Genomic DNA, 26,504 nt, shown 5'->3' with positions numbered 1-26,504 from the left:
TTCAGGGTTCCTTGCGCAGCCGCTGTTGCAGCAACTGGGCGAAATTCGGGAGTTGTTTGAAATCGGGAAGGCCCGCCGGCGCCGGCGGCGGCAGGGGGTCGGGAAGCTGATGCAGCGTATTGATGCCGCCGGCCGTGACGCCCAGCAGCAGCTGGGTGCCATTGACCTCGACCACCACCACGCGCTCCTTGGCGCCGACAGTGAGGCTGGCGACCACGCGCAGCCCCTCGGCCGGGCGGAAGCCGCTGCCGGGCATGCGCTTGAGCAGCCAGCCCAGGCCGACGATCAGTGCCAGCACGCCCAGCAACGCCAGCACCGCACCGAACATGCCCGGTGCGGCGGCGGCATGCTGGCCGACCTTGACGGTCGAGGCGCCGGCCGCGATCAGCAGCCCGGCACTCAACGCAGTCTCCGGATCCGTTCGCTCGGGCTGACCACGTCGGTCAGGCGCACGCCGAAGCGATCGTTGATCACCACCACCTCGCCATGGGCGATCAGGGTGCCGTTGACGAACACGTCCAGCGATTCGCCAGCGCCGCGTTCCAGTTCCACCACCGAGCCCTGGTTGAGCTGCAGCAGGTTGCGGATCGGCAGGCGCGCGCGGCCGACTTCCAGCGACAGGGTCACCGGTACATCCAGGATCACATCCAGGTTGAGCTCGTCGCCGACGCTGGCGTCGTCCGACTGCAGCTGGGTGAACTGTGCCGGTGCCGGCTCGTTGGATTCGATATCGTTCATTGCGGGTCTTCCTGCAGTACGGGAACGCGTGGGCGGATGCCCGGGGGATGGGTGGCGGTGATCTTCACCGCGTTGAAACCGTTGGCGACGCCGAACTCACCGGTGAACACCGGCACGTTTTCCACGCACAGCGGCACCTGCTTGGGCAGATCGATCGGCAGCACGTCACCGATCTTCAGGCGGGTCAGGTCGCGCAGGCTCATGCGCTTGGTGGCGAGCACGCTGGAGAGCGTGACTTCCGCGATGTTGAGCTGCTCGCGCAGCATCACGCCCCAGCTGGCGTCGCGGTCGTTGCGGTCGCTCTGGATACCGGCGTCGAGCAGCTCGCGGATCGGCTCGAGCATCGAGTAGGGAAGGGTGACGTGGATATCGCCGCCACCGCCATCGAGCTCGACATGCAGGCGGCAGACCACCACGTACTCGCGCGGCGTCACGATGTTGGCAAAGTGCGGGTTGATCTCGGAGTTGATGTATTCCAGCTCCACGTCCATCACCGGCGCCCAGGCTTCCTGGAGGTCGGCGAAGGTCTGCTTGAGCAGCAGGTGGATCACGCGCATCTCGGTGGCGGTGAACTCGCGGCCTTCGATGCGGGTCGGGTAGCGGCCGTCGCCGCCGAAGAAGTTGTCCACGATCGCGAACACCAGCGTCGGCTCGAACACGATCAGCCCGGTGCCGCGCAGCGGCTTGAAGCGGATCAGGTTGAGGTTGGTCGGCACGTACAGCGAGTGCATGTAGTCATTGAACTTGATCAGCTCGATGCCGCGCACGGACAGTTCGGCCGAACGGCGGATCAGGTTGAACAGTCCGATGCGCCACAGGCGCGCGAAACGCTCGTTGACCATTTCCAGGGTCGGCATGCGGCCGCGGATGATGCGGTCCTGGCTGGCGAAATCGTACGAGCGCGCCTCGCCGGGCGTGGGCGCGTCGATGTCGGTCTCGACCGCACCGGAATCCACGCCGTGCAGCAGGGCATCGATCTCGTCCTGGGAAAGCAGGTCATTCATGGTCGCCCTTACTGGGTCACGAAACTGGTGAACAGCAATTCGTCGGCACCGGGCTTGCCGGTCTCGGCCTTGAGCAGCTTCTGCACTTCGGCCAGGGAACTGGCCTGGAGGCGCTCTTTGCCGGCGCGGTCGGCGATGTCGCTCGGCTCTACCTGCGAGAACAGCATCAGCAGCTTGGCGCGGATGGCCGGGGCGTGAAGCTTGATCGCTTCCATCGCGGCCGGGTCACGGCTCATCAGCTGCACTTCGACCTGCAGGTAGCGCGGGCCGTCGAAGCTGCTGTTGAGGTTGACGACGAACGGCGGCTCCAGGCCGAAGTACTGCGCCGGGGCAGGCACTGCGGATTTGCTGGCAGCCGGCTTGGTGGCCTTGTCGTCGTGCTTGGGCTGGGTGAAGTACCAGACTCCGCCACCGGCGGCGCCAGCGGCGAGCACCGCGGCCAGGGCGGTGGCCAGGAGCGGACTGCGCGGCTTGGCGGCCTTGTCCTTCTCGGCGGATTTCTTGGTTTTATCGGCGGCTGCGGCCACGAGGGGAAGCTCCAGAGGATTGCTTCCTGCCTACATGCAAACGGTGTGCCTGAATGCCGGGGATCGGGTGCGTCGGGTTTCTGGCGGCGCGGCGGAGGTCGCGCCGCCGCGCCGCGCGGGGTCACGCGTAGGCGTCGACCAGGCCGCGCTGGCGGATCAACTGCGAGGGCGACAGCGTGGTCTCGGCCAGTGACGGTTCTCCGTCATCGCCGGTCATCCCGCTGCCGGCGTTGCCACGTCCGCCGTCCGGCGCGGTCTGCTGTTGGCCCACCTCGGCATGGCCAAGCTGGAAGCCCTGTTCGCCGAGCAGCTCGCGCAGGCGCGGCAGGCTGCTTTCCAATGCGTGGCGCACATCGGCATGGGCACTGGTGAAGCTCGCATGGACCTTGTCGCCATCCAGCTGCAGGCGCACGTCGATCGGGCCGAGGTCGTTCGGGGTGATCTTGATGTGGGCGTGTCCGATCTTCTGGTCCGCCAGCCAACCGACCCGGGCGCCGACGGCATCATCGAAATCCTCACCGCCCAGGTGTGGGGTGGCGGTGGGGGAGCCGGTGAACAGGCTGGCCGTCACCGGCTTGGCTTCGGTCATGCCGTGCAGGGCATGCAGCAGCGGCGTGGCCGGTGCATCCGGACCGTCGGCGGTTGCCGCGGTCAAGGCATCGGTGAAGGTCTTGAGCAGCGGGGCATCGTCGGCCGCGGCAGCGTCCGCAGTCAGGGCGGGCAGTGCGATGCCGCCCTCGGTGGAGGGGCTGGGAGGTGCCGGCGCCGGTGCGGCACCGTCGGCCGCCTGGGCGCCCGCCGTCAACATGGGCAATGCCGCATTGGCGCCCGACGCCGGGCCGGCGAGGCCTGCCACGGCCGGGGTCGACGCGGGTACCGGCAGGCCGTTCAACGCCAGTCCGGCCAGGCCAAGCGGTGGCCAGGCCGCCTCGGTGTCGTCCGCTGGCTCGGCGGCGGGCTTTTCGGCACGGGCCGGTGCTGGCGTGCCGGCGTCGGCAGGAGCGGGCGTGTCGTCGGCAGTCCTGGCACCGGACGTGGCAGGACGCGTTGCTGCGTGCTTGTCCTGGCGCGATGTGTCTGTCGCCGCGTGCTTTCCGGCATCGCGGCTGCTGCCCGCCTTGCGCGGCGTATCGCTGCGCGGTGCTTCGCTGCCTGGCTTGAGCAGTGCGTCAAAGTCCCGACGGTCGCCGGTGCGGTTGTCGTTGCTGTCGGCGCGGGCACCGGAAGGCGTGCTGCCCGCGTTCTGTACCGGCGCGGCGCCGCCGAGCAGGGCGGCGGGCATCACGGGGCCCCTCCGTTCTCGCCGTCTTCGCGCTGTGACTGGCGCGAGCGACGCGCACCCAGATCATCCATCTCGCGCTGGTCGCGGCGGTCGGTGACGACCTTTTCCTGGGCGCGGTAGCTGGCGGCCAGCTGCTCCAGCACCTGCTTGTCACGGCTGGCCAGCAGCAGGCGGGCGCGTTCGGCGTCGACCTTTTCGCGGTTGTTGTCCACGGTTTTGCGCTGCTGGGCGACCGCGCTGTCCAGGCGATCCAGGAATGCGCGGCGGTTCATCAGCTGGGCCGGGCTGGTGGCCGACATCTGGGCGCCGGCGTATTCCTCGGCGTAACGGCGCAGCTCATCCAGGCGCGACACGTGCGTGTCGAGCGCACGCTGGCGCTCGGCCAGGTCGCGGGCGACCTCGTCTTCGTGGTCCTGGGCTCGTTTCAGCAAGGGGTCGAAGCGCTTGGATTGGATCATGGCTTAAGTCTCTGGTTCCACCAGCCGCTTGAGGGCGGCCTGACTGTGCGGCAGGTCGGCGGCCTTGCCGACGTCCTGACCGAGGAATTCAACGATGTCCGACCAGCGCTCCAGCGCTTCGTCGGTGGCCGGGTCATTACCGCGCTGGTAGGCGCCGATCGCGATCAGGTCGCGGTTGGACGAGTACGCCGACACCAGCCGCTTGAGCTTGCGGATGCGCAGGCGCCACGGTTCGTCGGCGATTTCCGTGACCACGCGGCTGACCGAGGATTCCACGTCGATGGCCGGGTACAGCCCGCTGTCGGCGACCCGGCGCGAGAGCAGGATGTGGCCGTCGAGAATGGCGCGTGCGGCATCGGCGATCGGATCCTGCGGATCATCGCCTTCGGTCAGCACGGTGTAGAAAGCGGTGATCGAGCCACGGCCCTTGGCGCCGTTACCGGCACGTTCGACCAGGGCGGGCAGCTTGGCGAACACCGACGGTGGGTAGCCGCGGGTGGTGGGGGGCTCACCCACGGACAGGCCGATCTCACGCTGGGCCTGGGCGAAGCGGGTCAGCGAATCCATCAGCAGCAGGACGTTCAGGCCCTGGTCGCGGAACCACTCGGCGATCGCGGTGGCGCGGTAGGCGCCGTGCAGGCGGGCCAGCGGCGGACGGTCGGCCGGGCTGGCGACCACCACGGCGCGGCGCAGGCCCTCTTCGCCCAGCGTGCTTTCCACGAAATCGCGCACTTCGCGCCCACGTTCACCGATCAGGCCGACCACGATGACGTCGGCCGCGGTGTAGCGGGTCATCATGCCCAGCAGCGTCGATTTGCCGACACCGGAGCCGGCGAACAGGCCCACACGCTGGCCGCGGCCGATCGGCAGCAGCGCGTTGATCGCACGCACGCCCACGTCCAGTGGCTGGGTGATCGGCTCGCGCGCGAGCGGGTTGATCGAGACGCCGGCCATGCCGACGGTGCCTTCGGCGCGGATCGGGCCCTTGCCATCCAGCGGCACCCCGTCGCTGTCGATCACGCGGCCGAGCAGGCCTTCGCCCACTTCCACGCCGCCCCGGCCGAGCGAGGGCACGACCCGCGCGTTGGGCAGCAGGCCGTGCAGTTCGGCGCTGGGCATCAGGTAGGTGCGTTCACCGGCGAAGCCGACGACTTCGGCATCGACCCAGCCGCCATCGGCAACTTCCACCTTGCAGCTGGCACCCATCGGTGCCTCGCAGCCGACCGCCTCCAAGGTCAGGCCGACTGCGCGGCGCAGCACGCCCTCGCGGATCAGGCCACGGCCGTGCGCGGTATCCGGGCGGATGTTGTCCAGCCGCGAGGCCAGCCGCAGGTTGCGGGCGGCGGTCCAGTCGGCGGGCGGGGGCAGGGTCTCGGTGTTCATGGGGTGGTTCCGGCTTTGCGGATGACCGCATCCAGGGCGCCGCGCAGGCGTGCATCCAGAGTGCCGTCGATGCGCACGGCTTCGGCGTGTACGCGCAGGTCGCCGCGGCTCAGGCTCAGGTCCGGGGTGAGGCGTTGGTTCGGGGCCAGGTTGAGCACCGGGGCCAGCGCGGCGATGTCGTCCGGGTGCAGGCGCACTTCCACATCGCGGCTCGCGCCGCCGACGGCATCCACCGCTTCGTTGACCAGCTGCGCCAGCAGTTCCGGCTCGGCTTCATAGGCCCGCCCGACCAGGTTGCCGGCCACGCGCACTGCCAGCTCGCCCAGCGCGGCGACCACTTCGTTCTCCAGCCGCACCAGCGGCCGGCTGAAGTTGTCCAGGATGCCTTCGATCTGTGCGATCAGGCGGCGCACCTCGGCCTGGCCCTGGGCCAGCCCTTCGGCGTGGCCCTGATCGAAGCCGTCCTTCTCGGCACTGTCCTGGATGGCCTGGATCTCCTCCAGGGTGGGCAGCTGCAGCAGCGGCTCCGGCTCGTGGTCCGGATCGGGTTCGGTGAGCTCGAACTGTTCTTCCGGTGGCGGCTCGGGCACTGCCAGCAGATCCGGGGCAAGCCAGCGCACGGCATTGTTCACAGCATGGCCTCCGCGTTGCCACCAATGGTGACCGTGCCTTCATCGGCCATGCGCTTGACGATGGCCAGGATCTCGCGCTGCGCCACTTCCACATCCGACAGGCGCACCGGGCCCCGGGCTTCCATGTCTTCAAGCAGGATCTCAGCAGCACGCTGGGACATGTTGCGGGTGATCTTGTCGCGCACCTTGATGTCGGCGCCGCGCAGGGCCAGGCCGAGCCGCTCGCCGCTGACTTCGCGCAGCACCAGCTGCAGCTCGCGGTCGTCCAGGTCCACCAGATCGTCGAACACGAACATCAGGTCCTGGATGCGGCCGCTCAGCGGTGCATCGATGCGGGCGATTTCGCCCAGGATCGCCTGGTCCTGCCCGCTGTCCATGAAGTTCAGGATGTTGGCCGCGCACTGCACGCCGCCCACGTTGGACGACTTCAGGTTCTGGTTGCCGGCGAACTGGCGCTCCATGATCTCGTTGAGTTCATTGAGGGCGTTCGGCGGAATGCCATCCAGCGTGGCGATACGCAGCAGTACGTCCACCCGGGTGCGTTCGGGCAGCAGCTTGAGCGCGTCGGCGGCCTGGTCGGTTTCCAGGTGGGCCATCACGATGGCGATGATCTGCGGGTGCTCATTGCGGACCAGGTCTGCGACGGCACGCGGATCCATCCACTTCAGCGCGTCCAGGCCGGTGGTGTTGCGACCCAGCAGGATGCGGTCGATCAGGCTGCCGGCCTTTTCGGTACCCAGCGCCTGCACCAGCATGTTGCGGATGTAGTCGTCCGAGCCCACGCCCAGCGAGGTCTTGGAGCCCAGCTCGCTGCCGAACTGGTCCATGACCCGCTCGACCTGTTCGCGGGTGATGTCGGTCATGGTCGCCATGGCGATGCCGATCTTCTGGACTTCCTTGGGCTCCATGTGGCGCAGCACTTCGGCCGCGTCCAGTTCACCCAGCGAGAGCAGCAGGACGGCGGCGCGCTGCACGCCGGTCAGCGGGGGAGGTGCATCAATCATTGGCCACCCAGCCCTTGACCACCTGGGCCACGCGCTTGGAATCGGTCTTTACAGCTTCACGCGCCATGCGCAGTCGTTCCTCGTAGGAGTCCACCGGCAAAGCCAGCGGTTCATGTCCGGCCGCATGCAGGCGTTCGCTGCCGATCGCGGGCAGGCCCTCGCCGTCATCGACCAGCTGCACATCGGCACTGTGGGGTTCCAGCGCGTCGTCCTTGGGCTTGGTCTGACCGGTGATCGAGCGTAGCGCCGGGCGCAGCACGCCGAACACCAGGGCCAGCACCACGATCGCGCCGAGCAGCAGACGCAGTGCATCCTGTACCTGCGGCAGCTCCCACCACTTCGGCCCTTCGACCGGGGTGACCTCACGCACGAACGGGGCATTCATCACCGAGACCGTGTCGCCACGCTCGGCATCGAAGCCGACCGCCTGCTTGACCAGCGCTTCAACGCGGGTCAGTTCGGCCGCGGAGAGGGCCTGGTCGGTCATCTTGCCGTTGGCCCCGGCGCGCGGCACGTTGTCCACCAGCACCGCCACCGACACGCGCTTGATGCGACCGGCCGGTTGGCGGGTGTGCTGCAGAGTGCGGTCCAGCTCGTAGTTGCGGGTGGCGTTCTTGGAGGTTTCCGTCGGTGCCTGCGCGGTGGCCGGGGCGGCCGCCGGGCCGGGCGGGGTGTTGCTGGCGGCGCCGGGCACGCCCTGCGGGCCGGGCACGTTGCTGCTGTTTTCGCTCATCTGCTCGCTGCGCAGCTTCTGCGGCTCGCCGTTGTAAAGCTCACGGGCTTCTTCGATCACCGAAAAATCCATGTCCACGCTGACTTCCGGATTGACCCGGCCCGGGCCGGTCATCGGCTCGAGCAGCTCGCGGATGCGCTGGTTGAACGAGGTTTCCTGGCGGCGCACCTGTTCGAACTGGGCGGCATTCATGGCCGCTTCGCTGTTCGGGTCGGAGACGCTGAGCATGCGCCCGCTCTGGTCAACGACGGTAACGCGCTCGGGCGCCAGGTCCGGGATGCTGGCGGCGACCATGTGCACGATCGCATCGATCTGGCCGCGTTCGAGCTGCTGGCCACCGCGCAGTTCCAGCACCACCGAGGCACTGGCCACGTCGCGCTGGCGAGTGAAGGCGCTGGGCTTGGGGATGGCCAGGTGCACGCGCGAATCACGGACCGGGCGCAGCGTATTGATCGTGCGCGACAGCTCGGTTTCCAGCGAGTGCTGGTAGCGCGCGTTCTCCATGAACTGGCTGACGCCGAAGCCCGGGTCGCGCTCCATCAGCTCAAAGCCAAGGCGGCCGCTGTCGGTCAGGCCGGAGCCGGCCAGCTTCAGGCGCGCATCGTGCAGGTTCTTTTCCGGCACGGTGATGCCGCCGGTGGCGGGGTCCAGCTGGAACGGAATCTGTGCCGCGCGCAGCAGGTCGGTGGCCTCGGCCGTGGCCTTCTGGTCCAGCCCGGTGTACAGCGGCACCATGCCCGGCTTCTGGGACCAGAAGAACACGAACAGGCCCGCCGCCACGGCCACGGCGATCATTGCCATCAGGCCGAGCCGACGGGTGATCTGCAGGCTTTGCAGCCGGTCGAACCACTGCCCAGCCTTTTCGGTGTTCAGCGATTCCTTGGAGAGCGACAGGGCCATGCGTTTCTATCCTTACAGCGGCATGTTCATCACGTCCTGGTAAGCCTGGACGAGACGGTTGCGGACTTCCACGGTGGCGCGGAAGGCGATCTGGGACTGCTGCGAGGCGACCATGACCTTGGCCAGGTCCGCACCGGGTTCACCCAGTTCGAAGGATCTGGCCAGGGCGCCGGATTTCTGTTGCGCATCGTTGACGCCGGCGATGGCGCCGCGCAGCGTTTCGGTGAAGCTCGGGCCCTGGATCTCTTGGGGGGACACCAGACCCTGGATGGCATTGCTGCGCGGCAGCTCCGTCAGTGGGCTGACGGCGGGCTGCCCCATCTGGGTCTGGAAGGTGCGGATCTGAGAAAGGATCGAGGTGACGGAGTGCGACATCTGGAACGTTCCGAAGCAGGGGTGGGTTACACCGGGAGACGTTGCAAGTGCCGTGCCGAAATGGATGAGTGATTCAGTTTTGTAACGGTGGCGCGGGGTTGCGCGTCACGCAGCCCCCAAGCGCGTGGCGGCCTGACCTGTTTGGGCGACGGCGTGCCCATGCGGCGGGGTGAAGCCGCGCCGTGCCGGAGAGTCGACGCCGGAAAACCGGCGGGGCGGACGGTCGTGGCAACAAAAAAGCCCGGGACATGCCCGGGCGTCTGGTTTCCGCGTGCCGGCCCGCTCAGCCGGCCAGTTCGGTCTGGTCGCGTTCGATCCCGTACTTGCGCAGCTTTTCCACCAGGGTGGTGCGGCGCAGGCCGAGCAGCTGGGCGGCATGGGCGACGACGCCCTGGGTGCGCTCCAGCGCTTCGTTGATCAGGTTCAACTCGATGCTGGCCATGTGGTTGCGCAGATCCAGGCCGTCATCGGGCAGGGCCGGGGCGCGGGCGACCGGGCCGGTGCCTTTGTCCGTAGCCGTGCTGCCCGGTGCACCCGGGGTGTGGAAGGAGAAGCTGCGCAGGTCCAGCCGTTCATCGGCCTGGGCCGGCGCTGCTGCCGCGGGCACGGGTGCGGCAGCAGCGAAGTCGCCGCGATAGCGGGCCGGCAGATCCTGCACGCGCACGTTGCCGCTGGGGTGCAGCACGGCCAGGCGTTCCACCAGGTTGGTCAGCTCGCGCACATTGCCCGGCCACTCGTAGGCGGCCAGCGCCTGCAGGGCTTCGCCGGTGAAACGCACTTCACCGCGGCCGGTACGGGCCAGCTGCCCGGCAATGGTGGTGACCAGCGCGGGCAGGTCTTCGCTGCGCTCGCGCAGGGCGGGCACATCGATGGGGAACACGTTGAGGCGATAGAACAGATCCTCGCGGAACTTGCCGTCGGCGATGCGCGATTCCAGATCGCGGTGGGTCGCAGCGATCACGCGCACGTTGCAGCGGATGGTCTGGTTGCCACCCACGCGCTCGAAGCTGCGCTCCTGCAGCACACGCAGCAGCTTGACCTGCATCGGCAGGCTCATGTCGCCGATTTCATCGAGCAGCAGGGTGCCACCTTCGGCCATCTCGAAACGGCCCTTGCGTGCGCTCAGCGCGCCAGTGAAGGCGCCCTTTTCGTGACCGAACAGCTCGCTTTCCAGCAGATCCGGCGGAATCGCGCCGCAGTTGATCGCCACGAACGGACCATCGCGACGCGGCGAGCGCTGGTGGATGGAGCGCGAGACCACTTCCTTGCCGGTGCCCGATTCACCCAGCACCAGCACGGTGGTGTCGAACGCGGCCACCTGCTCGATCATCCGGCGCAGCTGGGTGACCGCCGCGCCTTCACCGGTCGGCCCCTGTTCCTGCACGGCGCCGGCCTGGTGCTCGGCATCCAGGCGCTTGAGGCTGGCGCGACGCAGCAGGCCTTCCATCTGTGCATGGCGCAGCGGCGCTTCCAGCGGCCACACATTGGCTTCGTGCAGGCCGTACTGCTGGGCGAAAGCGGTGGTGTCGCCGTCGATCAGCATGACCGGCGGCGGCAGCGCGCCCTTGCCCAGCCAGGCAAACAGCGCATCGCTTCGCTCGGAACCGTCCAGGCCACCGATGATCGCGGCCATCCAGTCGTTGGGGCGGTGGCGGGTGATGTCGAAATCGTTGGCGTCGGCCACCCAGCGCGGGTTGAAGTCCATGAACTCCAGCAGGGCGACGGTGCGCTCGGCGCGCACGGCGTCGTTGTCCAGTACCAGGATGCGGGATTCGCTCATGATCCGTTCCCCTTCAGGCCTTCCAGGATCGGCATCACTTCCTGGATGTAGGACAGCTTGCTGACGAAGTTGTCGGCACCGGCGCGCAGGGCATGCTCGCGGTGTTCGGCGTCATCGAAGTGGCTGGCGATGACGATGTAGGGCGCGTCATCCTGCGATTTGATCAGGCGGGTGGCCTGCAGGCCGCCCATCTCCGGCATGGCCAGGTCCATCAGCACCACCTTCGGGCGCAGCGACTCGGAGCGTTCGATCGCTTCCAGGCCATTGGCAGCGCTGCCGATCACATCGAGCCAGTCGACCTTGCGGAAGTGGCGCATGGCGGCGTTGATGAAACCTTCGTGGTCGTCGACCAGCAGGACGGTGAGCTTGTTCATGTCTTCCATTTCCTTCAGCCCACCCGGGCCAGGAGGTGCGGGGTGCTGGCATGGCTGCGGCGGCGTTCGCGCGCCGGGGCGATGTCCAGTTGTTCGCGATATTTTGCAACGGTACGGCGGGCGATGTTCACCCCTTGGCGCGAGAGCAGGCCGGCGATCGCTTCGTCGGCCAGCGGCCGGGCGGCCGGTTCGGACTCGATCAGGCGGCGCACCATCGCTTTCACGGCCTGGCCGGAGACACTGGCACCTTCCAGGCGCACCGCGAAGAAGTGCTTCAGTTCCAGCGTGCCGCGCGGGGTCTGCAGGTACTTGCCGGTGGTGATGCGCGAGACGGTGGACTCGTGCATGCCGATTTCGTCGGCCACTTCCTTCAGCGTGAGCGGTGCCATGGCTTCTTCGCCACGGGTCAGGAAGCCGGCCTGGCGCTCGATGATCACCCGCGCGGTGCGCAGCAGCGTGTCGTAGCGCATCGACAGACCGCGGGTCAGCCAGCGGGCCTCCTGCATCATGTCGCGCAGCGGCTGTGCGGCGTCGCTGGTCTCGGCCAGCGCCTGCTCGTACTGCGGGTTGATGCTGAGGCGGCGGCTGGTGGCCGGGTTGAGTGCGACGCGCCACTGGCCATCGGCGTGCCAGGCGACCACGTCCGGGATCACTACCCCGTTGCTGTCCGGCAGCAGGCTCTCACCCGGGCGCGGCTGCAGCGAGAGGATCAGGCGGACGGCTTCATGGATGTCGGCGACTTCGGCATCCAGCTGCTTGGCCAGGGCCGGGTAATCGTGTGCGGCCAGCGCGGCCAGGCCGTCGTCGAGCACACGCTGGGCGAGGTGGCGGGCCGGCACACGGCCGGGCAGGCAGCGCAGCTGCACGCTCAGGCATTCATGCAGGTCCTGGGCGGCCAGGCCGACCGGATCGCCGTGCAGGATCTGCTGGCGCACCGCTTCCACGCCGGCCGCATCCACATCGCAGCGCGCACTGGCCAGCAGGGTCAGCTGGGCGAGCGGGGCATCCAGATAGCCGGCGTCGTCGCAGTGCTCCAGCCAGAAACCGGCCACGGCCAGCTCGCGGGCATCCATTTCCATCGCCAGGCGCTGCAGGGCGCGCAGCTGCGGATCAGACGACTCGCCGGCCGCCACGCGCTGCATGCGGTCATCGTCGCCGTCCTGCCAGCCGGCACCGGGCACATCCCAGAGGGAGGATTCCGGCAGTTCATCGAAGGCGGCCACGTCCTGGGTGGTGCTGGCCGGATCGGTGTCGGCAGCGACCGGTTCCGGCGCCTCTTCCAGTTCCAGCAGCGGGTTGGTCTCCAACGCGCGGCGGATTTCCAGTTCCAGCTGCATGCCGTCCAGCTGCAGCAGACGGATGGACTGCAGGAGTTGAGGGGTGAGGTGAAGCTGCTGACCCATCTGGGTCGACATGGAGGCTTTCAAGGTGGTTCCCCGTTCGCACCGACTCCCCGGTGCGTTATGGAACACATCTTGCTTGTGTTCCCGTACACCGGGAATCAGGAGGTTCCTGAGTCGGGTCGTCAAATGCCTGACAGCGTGTAGGGGATATCCCGACATCGGCGCGGTATTTTGACGGGCGTTGGCGCGGAGGCCTTGTCTTTCCGTGCCCAGCCTGCCGGCCGGGCTTCAAAAATCCGTCACCCTGCGTGTCGGGGAAGCCGTGTGTGCCGGAGAACCGGCGCTGATCACTCCAGCTCGTGCTGGTGCCGGGCAGCGAGCAGCACCAGGTCATTGGCGCGGCGGCAGCCCAGCGATTCCATCATCCGGGCGCGATGGGTTTCCACCGTCTTGACGCTGATGCCCAGGTCCGCGGCGATTTCCTTGTTGCTCTCGCCCTTGCCGATACGGCGCAGGATCTCGCGCTGCCGTGGAGACAGGGCTGCGACTCCAACTGGTTTTTCCCTGCCCAGCATGGGGGCGAGCATCTTGGCCGAGATCTGCGGGCTCAGGAACACCTGGCCGGCATGCGCGGCGCGCAACGCCAGTTCCAGTTCCTGCGGCGCGGCATCCTTGACCACGAAGCCGACCGCGCCACGATCCAGCGCATCGCGAACGTGCACGGCATCGTCGTGCATGGTCATCATCACCACGCGCGAGCCGGGCGTCCGCAGGAGAATGTCGCTCAGGGCCTCCAGCCCGGTACGGCCGGGCAGGGACAGGTCCATCAGGACGACATCCGGGGAATGCTGCACGCTCAGCTGCAGCGCCTGCTCGGCGTTGCTGGCCTCGGCGATGACCTCGACGTCGGCAAAGCCCTGCAGCAGACGGCTGAGGCCGGCACGGACCAGGGTGTGATCATCGACGATGAGAACGCGCACAGGCTGCTTGGGGAGCGGGGAGGCCGTCACCTTAACGGAGTGAAGGCCTACCGCCAAGCCGAATGCGTCACAGTCGGGGCCGTACGGTCAACGCAGGCGACGTGCTTCTGCGATCTGGCGACGGTGCAGCCGGAACAGATGCCGCTCCAGGGCCATCTCCAGCGCATCGCTGAGCCCTTCGAAACGCAGCCACAGATAGTGCGCGCCGGAGCCATTGGCCGCTTCGGCCACGATCACCACGGGCAGGTCGATATGGTCGGGCAGCCAATCGCAGGGCTGCAGGCGGATGACGCCCATGCTGCCCGGCGCGGCGCCGCTGCGGCTGCCCTGTTCCAGGCGGATGCCACGGCGTGACCAGCGCAGGGGGCGCAGTGGCAGGTCCTGCGCACTCTGCCGGACCAGGCGGCCCAGCAGCACCATGACCAGATCGAGCTTGGCTTCCAGGCGCTGCACCTGCAGGGTGGCATCGCTGCGGTCGTCATGCCCGTCATCGCCGCGGGCATCCTCCACCAGCGCCACGCTGCGCAGCAGGGTCTCGGCCGTGCCGGGGCGGATCACTGCGCTGCCGATCCGGAACTCGGCCGGCAGCGCCACTTCGCAGCTCAGCGTCTCATCGAACAGCTCGCTTTCGGCCGGGTGATGGATGGCGCTGGTGCGAAGCTCGTTCATGACAGGGATTCTGCGCAAAGGCGCGCCTGTGTGGCGCGGGGTGGGTGGCGATGGTCACGGCCAGAGCGGCTGGTTCCCTCGCGCTGTCGCATCATGAACAGCATGATGCGCTGCTGGCGTGCCTGTAGTGAAGCCAGCCCCGGCACGTCGAACAGGGCTGATGGACCGGCCAGATAATTGCGCTGGGCGGCATCGAGGGCATCCAGCTGGCGACCCGCTTCGACCAGGTTCTCATCCTGCAGGGCCGCTTCCAGTGCATCCAGCCGTGCGTTGATCGAGCCGAGCGAGGCGATCACAGTGCCTCTGCCTGCAGGTAGGCGTGGGCGGCGCGGAGGGAGCGACCGCTGTGCTGCAACTGCACGGCAGCTTCGTCGCGCAGCTGGACCATGCGCGAAAGCACGCGCTGCTGATGGTCGCGCAACGCCTGGATCGCAGCATCAGTCGGGCGTTCAACCACCAGTGACAGCGCCGCAACCGCCTGCAGATGGTCGGTCATCAAGCGTTGGCTGGCTTCGTGGTCGCCGCTGGGCAATGCAGCTTCCAGGGTATCCAGAGTGTCGTGGAGCGGGCGCAGGTTCATGGCGCAGCAACCGGCCGCACCTGCCGGTGGTCAGCCGGAATGGCGTTCCACGCCGAGTCGATTTCCATCACCAGTCCAAGGGCCTCTTTCAACGCCGTTGGATCGTTGTGCAGGTTGGCCTCGGTCAGGCGCATGATGATGAAATCGTAGAGTGCCGAAAGGTTGGCCGCGATCTCTCCGCCGGCCTCATGATCCAGCGAACCATTGAGGTGCCCGACGATGGCGCAGGCTTCGCCGATCGCCTTGCCCTTGCGCGGCTGGTCATTGCGCTGCAGCGATGCTTCGGCCGTACGGATACGCTCGCAGGCGCCAGCCAGCAGCAGGGCGACGAGCTTGTGCGGATCGGCATCGACCACTGAAGTGGTGACGCCGACTTTGCGGTACTGCTCGGCGAACTGCCGATTGGGACCGTACATGTATGGACTCTCCTGAGTTGCCTGCGTGCCGGAGTACCTGCGCGGTTGACGCAGCGTGGCACAGGTCTTACTGGGTTATCGGCGCATACGGCCGCCGACTTGAGGCTGCCGTATGCAAAGGGGGAAGGCGGGGCGGATCAGCTGGTCAGCTGCGAGGCCAGCGAGCTGCTGGCCGATTGCATCTGGGTGACCAGCGATTCCATGGCGGTGAACTGCTTGGTGTAGCGATCGGAGACTTTTTCCATTCGCGCATCCAGGTCGTCCAGTTGCTTTTCCAGCGCCTTGATCTGTTTGTTGAGCGAGCTGGTGCGCTGGGTGATGGTGCCCGTGGTCGCATCGAGATTGCTCTTGAGCAGCTCGGTCATCGGCTTGCCCATGGCGCCATCGGCCCCGAACAGTTTCGTTGCGGCCTCGGGATTCTTGGTCAACGCCGTATCGAGCGTGGTCGAGTTGAGGCTCAGGGTGCCATCGGCGGCGATGGTCACGCCCAGCGCCTTCAGGTCGTTGACGTTCGCGCTTATCTGCCCGCGCAGCTGCTGCTGCAGGCCGCGCACCATCGCATCGCCGGTCATGGTCGAGGCGGTGCCGGTTTCGGCGTTGTAGGCGCTGGAATTCTTCAGCGTGGACTGGATGGAATTGTAGGCGGTGATGAATGCGTTGAGGTTGGTCTTGAGCGTGCTGTTGTCCGGGCTGATGGTCAGCGTCTGGGTCTCGCCCTCTTTGGCCTTGGTCAAGGTCAGGCTGACGCCGGGCACCAGATCGGTAATGGTGTTGGAACTGCTGGTCCGGGTGAACCCGTCCACCACCACCACCGCATCCTTGGCTTCGACCATCACGTCCATCGTCGAGGCATCGGTACCGTCGTACTGCAGCGCCGCAAGCCCGCCGTTGCCGCCGCTGGCGCTGACCTTGAGGGCACCCTTGGTGCCGGCGTCCACCGCCGTCAGCACCAGGTGCTCGCCATCGTCGGCGGTGACGACCGCCGCGGTCACGCCCTTGCTGGCGGCGGCGGAATTGATCTCGGCCGCGATCTTGGCCAGCGTTGCGCCCGCTTCGATGGTGACACTGATGCTCTTGTCGCCATAGCCGATCGTCAGCGTACCGTCACCGACGACCGCTTCTTTCTCATAGGCCTTCGAACTCAGCTTCTGGTTCTGTGCCAGGGATTTGACTTCCACCTGGTGGGTGCCCGCTGCCGCTTTTCCAGCGGTGGTGCTGGTATCCAATGCAGCGGTGAAGTTGGACTCGGTCGGCGTGCTGGTCTTCAGCCCGGGGGTGGCCATGCCCTTTGTCAGCGTTGTCAGCGCCGTCTGCAGACCGGTCATGCCGCTCTTGATGGTGCCCAGCGCCGAGAGTTTGGCGCTGGCGGCCACGCCGGCGGTATTGATCTGCTTTTCCCGGGGTTCGCGCTCCTTGGCGACCAGCTGTGAAACCAGGGAGGGAATGTCGAGGCCGGAGCCAATCGTGCCGAGGGCCATGAAGGGGATCCTTGTTCTGGGGCGGGCCGTGCGGATGTCCTGCATCTGCTATCGGCTGTTGATGGACTAGCTTGAGCGCCTGGGCGCATCCCTGCGTGCTGCAAGCTCCGTGCCACGTTTGCTCCGGACACGAAGAAGGGGGCTTTCGCCCCCCTCCCGTTATTGCAAGGTACTACTGCTGGATCAGCGCAGCAGGCTCAGCACGTTCTGGCTGGACTGGTTGGCCTGGGCCAGCATGGCGGTACCGGCCTGCTGCAGGATCTGGTTGCGGGTCAGCTCGGCGGTTTCCGAAGCGTAGTCCACGTCGCGGATACGGCTACGGGCGGCGGACATGTTCTCCGACGAGGTGTTCAGGTTCGCAACCACCGAGGTGAAGCGGTTCTGGATGGCGCCCAGGTCTGCTCGCGAGGAGTTGATCGAGTTCAGGGCGGCGTCCATCGCCAGGATGGCGTTGTCGGCACCGTTGACCGAGGAGATGTCCAGGTCGGCGAAGCCTTCAGCGGCCTTGCCGGCGGTGAACTTGGCGGTGGTTTCGGCCAGGCCGGTCGCATCCTTCAGCGCATCGGCGTCAAGGCTGCTCTTCACTTCGAAGTCAGCCTTCTCCGAGGTCAGCTGCAGCTTGCCTTCCACCAGCGATGCGGTGACGCCGGTTTCGTGGGTCTTTGCATTGATGGCATTGACCAGGGCGGTGCTGCGATCGCCAGCGGTCTTTGCGCCACCGACGGTGATGTCGACGAAGCCCGAACCATCGCTCTTGCTGATCTGCAGCTGGCCAGCGGTGACGCCGGTCGAGAAGTCGGCGGCGGCCGGCAGTTCAGTAGCAGCGGCCACCGTCTTGTCAGCAGTGAGGTTGCCACCGGTCATGGTGAAGCCAGCGCCCGCGTTGGACACGACGCCCGAGGTGCCGTCCATCGTGATGCCGGCAGCAGCAAGGGTCGCGTTGCCGTTGATGGCAGCGGCCGTCTTGGCGAGCAGGTCTACGCGGGCGGTGGCTTCGTCGGTGCCGCTGGCTGCGGCGACCGTCACGTCGGTGCCGTTCACGGTGAGGGTGGAGCTGGCATATGCAAAGGTGCCGGACGGCGCATCAAAATCGGCGACCGCGACCGTAGCGGCAGTGGCGTTAGGGGTGCCCGCAGTCGCACCGCCAACCGGCACGACGCCGGTCGCAGTTGCTGCCTGGGAGGCGGTCGTCCAGTTACCCAGCTTGCTGATGTTGGCGTTGGCGATCTGCGAGATGTTGATCGTCTGGCCCTGGTCGGCGCCGATCTGGAAGGCCTGGTTGGTGAACTTGCCGTTCAGCAGGCTGGTGCCGTTGAAGTTGGTCTGTTCGGCGACGCGCTGGATTTCCTGCTTCAGCAGCTGGACTTCAGCGTTCAGCGCCTGGCGGTCCGAATCCGAGTTGGTGGCGCTGCGCGACTGCACGGCCAGCTCACGGACGCGCTGCAGGTTGTTGCCGATTTCACCCAGCGCGCCTTCGGCGGTCTGGGCCAGCGAGATGCCGTCGTTGGCGTTGCGGGCGGCCTGGTTGGCGCCGCGGATCTGGGTGCTGAAGCGCTCGGAAATGGCCAGGCCGGCCGCGTCATCCTTGGCGCTGTTGATGCGCAGGCCGGAGGACAGGCGCTGGATCGTGGTGGCCAGGTTGGTGCCGCTGGTGCTCAGGTTGCGCTGGGCGTTCAGCGACATGGTGTTGGTGTTGATGACTTGTGCCATGGTGCGGTTTCCTTGTTGGCAGTGTGTCCGGCAGAGCAGCCTGACCGGTTTCGGGGGGCAGTGGCTGGCGCCCCACCAAGGGGTGTGCTACCGCTGCTGAAATCAATAACGGCACCCCACGCCCTGCCTTTAGCGGTCTTTCCCGTTTTTTTCGTGGCGGGCAACGAAAAGGCCCCGCCATCTGCATGGCGGGGCCCGTTCAGAGCTTGTTACCGGCGGCGGCTTACGACTGCAGCAGTCGCAACACGTTCTGCGGCACCTGGTTGGCCTGGGCCAGCATGGCCGTACCCGCCTGCTGCAGGATCTGGCCGCGGGTCAGCTCGGCGGTTTCCTGCGCGTAGTCCACGTCGCGGATACGGCTGCGCGCGGCGGAAAGGTTTTCCGAGGTCGTGTTCAGGTTGGCGATGGTCGAGGTGAATCGGTTCTGGATCGCGCCCAGGTCGGCGCGGGCCGAGTTGATGGAATTCAACGCAGCGTCCATCGCGAGGATGGCGTTGTCAGCGTTCTCCTGGTTGGAAATGTCCAACTCGGCGAAGCCAACCTGCGCAGTGCCGGCGGCGTAGTTGGTGGTGGCACCGGCGGTCAGGCCGGTCTGCTGCGCCAACGCGGCCGCAGCCGCGGTCTGGTCCGTGCCGATGGCACCGACGGTGAAGTTCTCGTCCTTCGACGTCAGCTTCAGCGCCCCATCCACCAGCGACGCGCTTACGCCGGTTTCATGGGTCTTGGCATTGATGGCGTTGACCATCTGAGTCGAGCGCTCTGCGGCGGTCTTGGCACTGTCCAGGTCAATGGTCACTGCCTGACCCGGGGCGCCGTTCACGGTGCCGGTGATGGTGAAGCTGGTCTTGCCAAAGGTTGCCGGTGTGGCTTCGATACCGTTGTTGACGGCGGCTGCAAAAGCGGCGCCGTCGAAGCCGCCGCCGGTCTGGGTAATGGTGAAGTTGCCGCCATCTGCGCGGCTGAACTGGATATCCCCACCCGTGACGGTACCCGTAACGGTGATGCCGGCGGCCTTGAGCTGCTCAGTCTTGGCGTCGATCGCCGTCTGCATTTCACCCGCCGAGACAGCAGTGCCGGCTGCGCGGCCCAGGATCTCTACGCCGCCGACAGTAAGGTTGTACGCGTCCGTACCACCCGCAGCGACCGGTTGGAAGACGCCGGACACTGCCGAGATGGACGCTTCCGCCTTGACGGCACCACCGTCCGGCATGACGCCCTGAGCAGAGGCGTTCGTCGAGGCACTGGTCCAGCTGCCCAGCTTATGTACATTCGCATTGGCGATCTGCGAAATGCTGATCGTCTGGCCCTGATCGGCACCGATCTGGAAGGCCTGGTTGGTGAAGCTGCCGTCGAGCAGATTCGTGCCGTTGAACGTGGTCTGTTCGGCCACGCGCTGGATTTCCTGCTTCAGCAACTGCACTTCGGCATTCAGCGCCTGGCGATCGGAAGAGGAGTTGGTCGCGCTGCGGGCCTGCACGGCCAGCTCGCGGATGCGCTGCAGGTTGTTGCCGACTTCGCCCAGCGCGCCTTCAGCAGTCTGCGCCAGCGAAATGCCGTCGTTGGCGTTGCGGGCAGCCTGGTTCAGGCCACGGATCTGGGTGGTGAAGCGCTCGGAGATCGCCAGGCCGGCCGCGTCATCCTTGGCGCTGTTGATGCGCAGGCCGGACGACAGGCGCTGGATGGAGGTGGCCAGCGAGTTGCTGCTGGTGGTCAGGTTGCGCTGAGCATTCAGCGACATCGTGTTGGTGTTGATGATCTGTGCCATGTTGCGTCTCCGTGGGTGCTCGATTCGGGTCGGGTGGATCTGGCGCGGGATGCGCCCTGCGTGGATTCAGATGAAGGGAAGGAGGGATCAGCGGATCATGTTGAAGAGGGACATCGATTGCATCTGGCTGAAAATGGTCTGCGCAGCCTGGAGAGCGGCGCTCTCCAGCTTGTACTGGCCGATGGCATCGGCGTAGTCGAGGTCACGCATGGTCGACAGCGTGGATTTGACGGTGACAGCGGTGGATTCACGCGCACTGGCCGCGCTGTCGATGGCGGCCAGCTGGGCTCCGCCTTTGGCACGCGCATCGATCATGTTTTCCGATGCGCGGGTGATGTCGCGGATGCTGGACTGCAGGGTGTTCTGCAGTGCCGCGCGATCGCTGTCGGTCGACGGATCGGTTTCCAGCGCGCTGACCAGCTTGTCCAGGGTGGAGAAGATGTCGCGTGTCTCCGCATCGCCGACGTTGAACGCATCGCCGGCGGCGGGCTTGCCTTCGATACGAAGACGAACACCGGCGACCACGATGTCTTCCCCGGCAGCATGCGTGCCAGTGCCGACCACGGCGCCGCCGGCGTCCAGAACCTCGTAGGCGCCCTCACCGGCATCGGTGAAGTGCACGGTCAGCGAACCGCCTGCCCACGCGCCGGTGCCGTCGCGACTGACCGAGGTCAGCAGACCGCTGCCGGTGTTGGCGGCGCTCGCACTGGCATCCACCGTGCCATCGCCGGTGCGGATGCGCATGAAGATGTCGCTGCCGGGCAGGGCATCGGATACCAGTTGCCCGGGGGCGACCTCCACCTGTCGCTGGCTCTGGTCACCGGTGTAGCTGACACTGCCGCCGGTGAGCAGGAAGGGGGAGTCAGCATCGTTGTTTCCGCCGAAGAGGTAGCGGCCACTGCCGTCCTTGGAATTGGCCAGCGACAACAGGCTCTGCTGGATGGTCTTCAGCTCGCTGACGATGGCCTTCAGGTCGCTGCTCTTGGGCACCGGGCTGTTGGCCTGGATGCTCAGCTCGACCGCGCGCGACATCAGGTCGTTGACCTGCGCCAACGCGTTCTCCTGCATGCCGAGGCGGTTCTGGACGTTGTTGGCGTTCTTGCCCAACTGCTCCAGCCCGGCGACGACACGATCCAGGCCGACCGCAGCGCCGGCCGAGACCGGGTCGTCCTTGGCGGAGACGATCTTGCTCCCGGTGGCGATCTGGTTCTCCAGATGGTTCAGCTTGGCCTGCTTGGCCAGCATCAGCGAAACCGACTGGTTGAACATCATGCCGGTGGAGATGCGGTTGTTCATGAGCGTACGGCTCCCAGGATCGTCTGGAACATGGTGTCGGCGGTGGAGATCAGCTGCGATGCAGCCTGGTAAGCCTGTTGAAGGCGAAGCATGTCGGCCGCTTCCTCATCCAGGTTCACGCCGGATATCGAGTCGCGTGCGGCCTGGGCCTGATCGGTGATCACCTGCTGGGCCTGCAGCGAGTACTCGGCCGAGCGGGCGGCGGCGCCGACCTGGGTGGTCAAGCCGCCCAGCGCGCCGCTGAGCGTCACCGTGCCTGCATTGAACGTTTTGGCATCTTCGACCTTGGCCAGCAGCAGCGCATTGCTGTTGTCCGATGAGCCGGCCGGGGTCGGCCCGATGGTGAAGGTGTCCCCCTGCTTGGGTGCGCCGTCCAGCACGAAGCTCCAGCCGTTGGCGGTGATGGTCTGCCCGGCGGTGTAGGTGTTCGGGCCGACGCCATCGATGGTGTATTCGGTGGCACTGGTGAACACGATCGCCGCAGGATTACGCAGCGCCGGGTTGCCCGCATCGGTCACCTTGACCCCGGTGAGCTTGCCGGTGCCGGTGTTGGCCATCGCGGCGCTGCCCTTGATCGGCGCGGCGGCGGCGATGCGCGAGGTGTCGGTGATCGCCACTTCCATGCTGCCGGCCACGCCTGCGGTGGGCTGCAGCAGGAAGCGGTCCTCCTTGGCCGGCGTACCACTCATGACCAGGCTGACGCCATTGAGCACCAGCGGGTCGGCTGCGGTGCCGGTGCCGGTCATCGGGATCGTGGCGCCGGTGTCGGCGCGGGTGGCCTGCCACTGGGTGCCATCGAACTTCATCACGATGTTCTGGCCATCCAGCTTGGACAGGTCGCCGAAGCTGGCGCTCATGCTGGCCGTGCCGGTGTTGCTGCTGTTGGCAGTGATGCGTGGGTTGCCGATGGTGAAGAAGTCGCCGCCCATGTTGCCGTACAGATCCGCGCCCTGGCGGTGGACATCGTTGAAGCTGCTGGCCATGCCGATCGCCAGCTTGCCCAGCTCGGCCTGCGCCGGGGTCAGCACGGTATTGCGGAACTCCAGCAGGCCACCGATCTGCCCACCGAGCGTCTTGCCATCAATGGTGATCTTCTGACCCTGGCTCTCCAGCGCCAGCTGCAGGCGCTCGGGCTGGTACGGATCGGTCACGGTAGTGACCTTGGAGGCGGTGGTGCCGACCACCAGGGCCTGGCCGCCGGCGGTGTAGACATTCATGATGCCGCCGTCCTGCATCACCGCATTGCCGCCGGTGTAGCCGACCAGGTTGGCGATCAGCTGGTCACGGCGATCGAGCAGGTCCGGGGCCGCCGTGGCTGCGTTGCTGCCGATGGAACCATTGAGCTGGGCGATCTCCTGGGCCAACCGGTTGATCTCGGTGGCGCCGGCGATCAGGCCGTTGTTGACCTCGCCATTGAGGTTGTTGAGCTGGGTATTGAGCTGCTGGAAGCGGTTGGCCAGCGTCTTGCCGCTGTCCAGCACGTTCTGCCGGTCGGCGCTGCCCGAGGCGTTGGATGAGAGTCCGCTGACCGAATCGAAGAAGTTCGACCAGACCCCGGCCACGTTGGTGGAGGCGTCGGAGAACATGGCATCGACCCGGTCGGCCATCGTGGACAACTGCTTCAGGCGCGCCAGCTCACCGCTGCCATCGAGCAGGCGCGAGATGGCCAGCTGGTCCGCCACGCGGCGGACATCGGTGATGCGGGTGCCATTGCCGACGTCGCCATACCCGTAGTTCTGCGGGTTGGCGGTGGCGAAGTCCACCTTCTGCCGGCTGTAGCCAGGCGTTTTGATGTTGGCGACGTTGTGGCTGGTGGTCGCCAGGGCCCGCTGGAAAGCGAGCAGGGCGCTGGTGCCGGTGGAGAGTACGCTGGACATGGGTTACCTCAACGACGGATGACACCCAGCCCGGTCGGGCTGGCGGTGCTGGCAAAAGTGCGGCCCAGGCGCTGGCCGGCATCGCTCACCGCCGCAACGGCGCGCTCGATGGTCGGGCCGCCGGCGATCGCGGCGATCTTGGCCGCGTAGGTCGGGTCAGTGGCGTAGCCGGCGCGCTGCAGGCCCTGCGCGAAGCTGCGCACATCGCTGCCGGCCTGCAGGGCGTTCTGGTAGCGCGGGCTGGTCTTGAGCAGGCGCACGTAGTCGGCGAAGCTCTCGCCCACCGAGTTGTAGGCGCGGAAGCTTGCCGTCTCGTTGCGGCGCACGCCGTTGACGTACTCGTGGGTGCCGCTGGTGGCACGTTCACCCTGCCAGCCATTGGCCTTGATCCCGAACAGATTGTTCGAGCTGTCACCGCCACTACGGCGGACCAGTTTGCGGCCCCAGCCCGTTTCCAGCGCGGCCTGGGCGACCAGCGCCTTGGCATCCACGCCCAGTTCGCGCGCGGCCTGTTGTGCATGGCCCCAGATGCTGGCAACGAAGCCGGCCGGGGTATGCGGACCCAGTTCGGCCGCGGCGGTGGAGGCGGCCAGGTTGTCGACGGCGTTGGGGCCGCTGGCCGCCGGGCGGGTCACACCGCTCCAGCGGTCATCGCCCATGGCCCAGTCGGCGCTGGCTGGGTCGCTCCCGGCAGCCGCCGCATACGGATCGCTGCGGCCGATCGCCTCATGCATCTGGCTGCTTTCACGGCCAGCGATCAGGTCCAGCGCCCGTTCCATCGGCTGCAGCACGGCGGACGGTGCATCGCCGTTCAACTGCTGCAGCAGGTCTACCTCGCGCGGCGCGGGTGGCGCGGCACTGGCCGGCAGCGGCATGCCGGCGGCCGGTGCATTGAGGCGGTAGGCGCGCAGCGCCGCGGCCGGATTGAGCGTGGTGTCGACCGGCTTGGCCGCCTCGCCTTCGGCGCCGCCCAGCTGGCGCGCGATCATGCTCGACAGCCCCAGGCCGCGGCCGCGGGTCATCGCATCGGCGATCTTCTGGTCGTACATCTCGCGGAACATGGTGTTTTCGCCGGGGAACAGCGAATCGCCAAAGCTCGCCTCGCGCATGCTCTTGATCAGCATCTGCGCGAACTGGCCTTCCAGCTGGCGGGCGACCTTGTCGACCTTGGCCGGGCTGTTGGGCTGGGCGGGATTGAGTTCCAGAGCCGGTTGGATGCGCATGTCAGATCACCTCGAGTTCGGCACTGAGCGCGCCGGCCTGCTTGAGGGCTTCCAGGATGGCGATCAGATCGCCCGGGGCCGCGCCCACGGCATTCACCGCGTGCACGATTTCATCCAGGGTGGTGCCGCCGTTGAACTTGAACATGCGGCTGCCATCGTTGGTAGCGGTGATGGTGGACTGCGGCGTCACCACGGTCTGGCCGCCACTGAACGCGCCCGGCTGGCTGACGTTGGCGTTCTCGTTGATGGTCACGGTCAGCGAGCCATGGGAGATCGCCGCGGCGCCCACGCGCACCTGCGCGCCGATCACCACTGTGCCGGTACGCGAATTGACCACCACCTTGGCCGGCGCACTGCCGGGGGTCAGTTCCAGGTTCTCGATGCGCGCCAGCAGGCCGATGCGTGCGCCCGGGTCGGACGGCGCGTTGACCGCCACGGTGACGCCATCGATCGCACGCGCGGCGCCTTCACCAAAGGCATTGTTGAGTGCCGCCACCATCCGCGAGACCGTGGTGAAGTCGTTCTTGTGCAGGTTCAGGGTGATGTCGCCACCGCCGCTGAAGACATCCGGCAGCGCACGCTCGACGGTGGCGCCATTGGGAATACGCCCGACGCTGGGCACGTTGACCGAAACGCGCGAGCCATCCTTGCCCTGCGCACCGAAGCCGCCCACGATCAGGTTGCCCTGGGCGATGGCGTAGACCTGCCCATCGGCGCCGCGCAGGGGCGCCATCAACAGCGAACCGCCGCGCAGCGAGACCGCGTTGCCTACCGAGGAAACGGTGATGTCGATCGGCTGGCCGGGCTTGGCGAACGGCGGCAGCTCGGCATGGATGGCCACGGCCGCCACGTTCTTCAACTGCGGATTGACGTTGGCCGGCACGTTGACGCCCAGCTCGCCCAGCAGGTTCTTCAGGCTCTGCACCGTGAAGGGCGCCTGGCTGGTGCGGTCGCCGCTGCCATCCAGGCCGACCACCAGACCGTAGCCGACCAGCGCGTTGCCACGCACGCCGCCGACCTGGGCCAGGTCCTTGATGCGTTCGGCGGAGGCGGGCGCGACCAGCGCGAACACGGCCAGCAGCGCCAGCACGGCACGCGTCGCGCCGTGCGACACCACGCGTCGTTGCTGCGACGTGTAGAGCGACGCCGCGCCCCATGACCGATGGGCGCCGGTGGGCTTGGCGCGTCGCCACGCGCCCAGTGCCGACCGCATCGCCTCGGTGCACCGCTCGGGGCTTCGCTTCGCGCAAATGAGGGAGAAGAGGGAGGTCATGTCAGGCTCAGTACGGCGCCAGCGCCGAGTTGAAGAAGCGGCTCAGCCAGCCCATCGCGTTGGATTGGGCGATCGCGCCGCGGCCGCCGTAGACGATCCGAGCATCGGCAACGCGGCTGGAGGGAATGGTGTTGTCCGGGAAGATGTCCGCCGCGCGCACGATGCCCTGCACCTGCACCAGCTCATCGCCCCGGTTCAGGCGCAGGTTCTTGGCGCCCTGCACGACCAGGTTGCCGTTGGGCAGGCGCTGGATCACCGTGACGGTCACGCTGCCCTGCAGGCGGTTGCTCTGCGCGCTGGTGCCCTTGCCGGTGAAGTCGCGCGAGCCGGCGGCGCTGGCGCTGAGGATGTCCTTGCCGCCCAGCGTCACCGGCGCACCGAAGATCGTCGGCGTGCCGATGCTCAGCTCCGACTCTTTCGAGGTGGAGGTGTTGGCAGTGGTCTGCGCGGTGGTGTTCTCGGTCAGGGTGATCGTGAGCAGGTCACCGACGTCGCGGGCGCGGCGGTCCGAATACAGCTGCAGGCCCGGGCCGGCGGCGTAGATCGCGCCGGCGGTGGCCTGGGCCGACGGCGGCATGATCGGTTCCACCGGCGCCATGGCCGGGTAGGGGCGGACATCACCGGCGATCACACAGCCCCCGAGGGTGGCGATGAGGACGGCGGCGGCGAGCAGGCGGAGGGTAGGGGCAAGACGCGACATGGCA

At 67.2% G+C, this 26,504-nt stretch carries 27 protein-coding genes and 1 pseudogene; all 28 read right to left on the bottom strand.

Going from position 1 to position 26,504, the window contains the following annotated elements:
* Position 1: 1 nt before the first annotated feature.
* Positions 2-403 (bottom strand): flagellar biosynthetic protein FliO, encoded by a 402-nt coding sequence (gene fliO / locus PV764_RS01215; RefSeq protein WP_421116015.1) that lies wholly within the window; start codon positions 401-403, stop codon positions 2-4.
* Positions 400-738 carry a flagellar motor switch protein FliN gene (gene fliN / locus PV764_RS01210; RefSeq protein ID WP_046273536.1) on the bottom strand — a complete coding sequence of 113 codons (339 nt, stop codon included), beginning with the start codon at positions 736-738 and terminating at the stop codon, positions 400-402. Before fliN ends, fliO begins: the two co-directional genes overlap by 4 nt.
* Positions 735-1,742, bottom strand: coding sequence for a flagellar motor switch protein FliM (gene fliM, locus PV764_RS01205; protein ID WP_046273535.1), 1,008 nt, complete (start codon positions 1,740-1,742; stop codon positions 735-737). The genes fliN and fliM overlap by 4 nt, the downstream gene beginning before the upstream one ends.
* An 8-nt stretch (positions 1,743-1,750) precedes the next feature.
* On the bottom strand, positions 1,751-2,269 hold the full coding sequence (locus tag PV764_RS01200) for a flagellar basal body-associated FliL family protein (RefSeq protein ID WP_421116014.1): 519 nt from the start codon (positions 2,267-2,269) through the stop codon (positions 1,751-1,753).
* 121 nt (positions 2,270-2,390) lie between these two features.
* On the bottom strand, positions 2,391-3,551 hold the full coding sequence (locus PV764_RS01195; protein WP_421116013.1) for a flagellar hook-length control protein FliK: 1,161 nt from the start codon (positions 3,549-3,551) through the stop codon (positions 2,391-2,393).
* A complete protein-coding gene (fliJ, locus tag PV764_RS01190; protein WP_421116012.1) occupies positions 3,551-4,009 on the bottom strand; it encodes a flagellar export protein FliJ in 459 nt (152 codons plus the stop codon). The genes PV764_RS01195 and fliJ overlap by 1 nt, the downstream gene beginning before the upstream one ends.
* 3 nt (positions 4,010-4,012) lie before the next feature.
* Positions 4,013-5,392 carry a FliI/YscN family ATPase gene (locus PV764_RS01185; protein WP_019184801.1) on the bottom strand — a complete coding sequence of 460 codons (1,380 nt, stop codon included), beginning with the start codon at positions 5,390-5,392 and terminating at the stop codon, positions 4,013-4,015.
* Positions 5,389-6,024, bottom strand: a complete 636-nt coding sequence (locus PV764_RS01180; protein ID WP_046274284.1) for a FliH/SctL family protein — start codon at positions 6,022-6,024, stop codon at positions 5,389-5,391. Before PV764_RS01180 ends, PV764_RS01185 begins: the two co-directional genes overlap by 4 nt.
* Complete coding sequence (fliG, locus tag PV764_RS01175) at positions 6,021-7,007, bottom strand: flagellar motor switch protein FliG (protein ID WP_026070041.1); 987 nt, start codon at positions 7,005-7,007, stop codon at positions 6,021-6,023. Before fliG ends, PV764_RS01180 begins: the two co-directional genes overlap by 4 nt.
* A gap of 13 nt (positions 7,008-7,020) precedes the next feature.
* Positions 7,021-8,661, bottom strand: a complete 1,641-nt coding sequence (gene fliF / locus PV764_RS01170; protein ID WP_019184798.1) for a flagellar basal-body MS-ring/collar protein FliF — start codon at positions 8,659-8,661, stop codon at positions 7,021-7,023.
* 12 nt (positions 8,662-8,673) lie between these two features.
* Positions 8,674-9,036, bottom strand: coding sequence for a flagellar hook-basal body complex protein FliE (fliE, locus tag PV764_RS01165; RefSeq protein ID WP_019184797.1), 363 nt, complete (start codon positions 9,034-9,036; stop codon positions 8,674-8,676).
* Between the two features lie 283 nt (positions 9,037-9,319).
* A complete protein-coding gene (locus PV764_RS01160; RefSeq protein ID WP_421116011.1) occupies positions 9,320-10,816 on the bottom strand; it encodes a sigma-54 dependent transcriptional regulator in 1,497 nt (498 codons plus the stop codon).
* Entirely contained in the window at positions 10,813-11,190 is a 378-nt protein-coding gene (locus PV764_RS01155; RefSeq protein ID WP_026070040.1) for a response regulator, read from the bottom strand. Before PV764_RS01155 ends, PV764_RS01160 begins: the two co-directional genes overlap by 4 nt.
* A 14-nt stretch (positions 11,191-11,204) precedes the next feature.
* Positions 11,205-12,617, bottom strand: coding sequence for an RNA polymerase factor sigma-54 (gene rpoN / locus PV764_RS01150; protein ID WP_046274289.1), 1,413 nt, complete (start codon positions 12,615-12,617; stop codon positions 11,205-11,207).
* Between the two features lie 263 nt (positions 12,618-12,880).
* The gene (locus tag PV764_RS01145; RefSeq protein WP_026070039.1) at positions 12,881-13,513 is read right to left on the bottom strand and encodes a response regulator; all 633 of its coding nucleotides are present in this window, start codon (positions 13,511-13,513) and stop codon (positions 12,881-12,883) included.
* 87 nt (positions 13,514-13,600) lie between these two features.
* Positions 13,601-14,182: a PilZ domain-containing protein gene (locus PV764_RS01140; RefSeq protein WP_019184792.1), complete on the bottom strand. Its 582-nt coding sequence runs from the start codon at positions 14,180-14,182 to the stop codon at positions 13,601-13,603.
* Positions 14,179-14,478: a hypothetical protein gene (locus PV764_RS01135; protein ID WP_421116010.1), complete on the bottom strand. Its 300-nt coding sequence runs from the start codon at positions 14,476-14,478 to the stop codon at positions 14,179-14,181. Before PV764_RS01135 ends, PV764_RS01140 begins: the two co-directional genes overlap by 4 nt.
* The gene (locus PV764_RS01130; protein WP_399618134.1) at positions 14,475-14,762 is read right to left on the bottom strand and encodes a hypothetical protein; all 288 of its coding nucleotides are present in this window, start codon (positions 14,760-14,762) and stop codon (positions 14,475-14,477) included. The genes PV764_RS01135 and PV764_RS01130 overlap by 4 nt, the downstream gene beginning before the upstream one ends.
* Entirely contained in the window at positions 14,759-15,178 is a 420-nt protein-coding gene (fliS, locus tag PV764_RS01125) for a flagellar export chaperone FliS (RefSeq protein WP_019184789.1), read from the bottom strand. Before fliS ends, PV764_RS01130 begins: the two co-directional genes overlap by 4 nt.
* Positions 15,179-15,315: 137 nt before the next feature.
* Complete coding sequence (gene fliD / locus PV764_RS01120) at positions 15,316-16,656, bottom strand: flagellar filament capping protein FliD (RefSeq protein ID WP_399618130.1); 1,341 nt, start codon at positions 16,654-16,656, stop codon at positions 15,316-15,318.
* A 183-nt stretch (positions 16,657-16,839) separates the two neighbouring features.
* Positions 16,840-17,520, bottom strand: a complete 681-nt coding sequence (locus PV764_RS01115) for a flagellin (RefSeq protein ID WP_421116185.1) — start codon at positions 17,518-17,520, stop codon at positions 16,840-16,842.
* Positions 17,521-17,718: 198 nt separating this feature from the next.
* Positions 17,719-18,366, bottom strand: a pseudogene (locus tag PV764_RS01110) (flagellin); the annotation flags it as partial.
* A gap of 223 nt (positions 18,367-18,589) precedes the next feature.
* Positions 18,590-20,131, bottom strand: coding sequence for a flagellin (locus PV764_RS01105; RefSeq protein WP_399618124.1), 1,542 nt, complete (start codon positions 20,129-20,131; stop codon positions 18,590-18,592).
* 87 nt (positions 20,132-20,218) lie between these two features.
* Positions 20,219-21,427 (bottom strand): flagellar hook-associated protein FlgL, encoded by a 1,209-nt coding sequence (gene flgL / locus PV764_RS01100; protein ID WP_421116009.1) that lies wholly within the window; start codon positions 21,425-21,427, stop codon positions 20,219-20,221.
* Positions 21,424-23,304, bottom strand: a complete 1,881-nt coding sequence (flgK, locus tag PV764_RS01095; protein ID WP_421116008.1) for a flagellar hook-associated protein FlgK — start codon at positions 23,302-23,304, stop codon at positions 21,424-21,426. Before flgK ends, flgL begins: the two co-directional genes overlap by 4 nt.
* 8 nt (positions 23,305-23,312) lie before the next feature.
* The gene (locus tag PV764_RS01090; protein WP_421116007.1) at positions 23,313-24,527 is read right to left on the bottom strand and encodes a glucosaminidase domain-containing protein; all 1,215 of its coding nucleotides are present in this window, start codon (positions 24,525-24,527) and stop codon (positions 23,313-23,315) included.
* Position 24,528: 1 nt separating this feature from the next.
* A complete protein-coding gene (locus tag PV764_RS01085) occupies positions 24,529-25,590 on the bottom strand; it encodes a flagellar basal body P-ring protein FlgI (protein WP_421116184.1) in 1,062 nt (353 codons plus the stop codon).
* A 217-nt stretch (positions 25,591-25,807) separates the two neighbouring features.
* Positions 25,808-26,500, bottom strand: a complete 693-nt coding sequence (gene flgH, locus PV764_RS01080) for a flagellar basal body L-ring protein FlgH (RefSeq protein WP_266085194.1) — start codon at positions 26,498-26,500, stop codon at positions 25,808-25,810.
* Between the last annotated feature and the right edge of the window lie 4 nt (positions 26,501-26,504).

It is taken from the genome of Stenotrophomonas sp. AS1, assembly GCF_048957655.1.
In the GTDB taxonomy this organism is placed as follows: Bacteria; Pseudomonadota; Gammaproteobacteria; order Xanthomonadales; family Xanthomonadaceae; genus Stenotrophomonas; species Stenotrophomonas bentonitica_A.
This window is presented reverse-complemented; position numbering and strand designations above follow the sequence as displayed.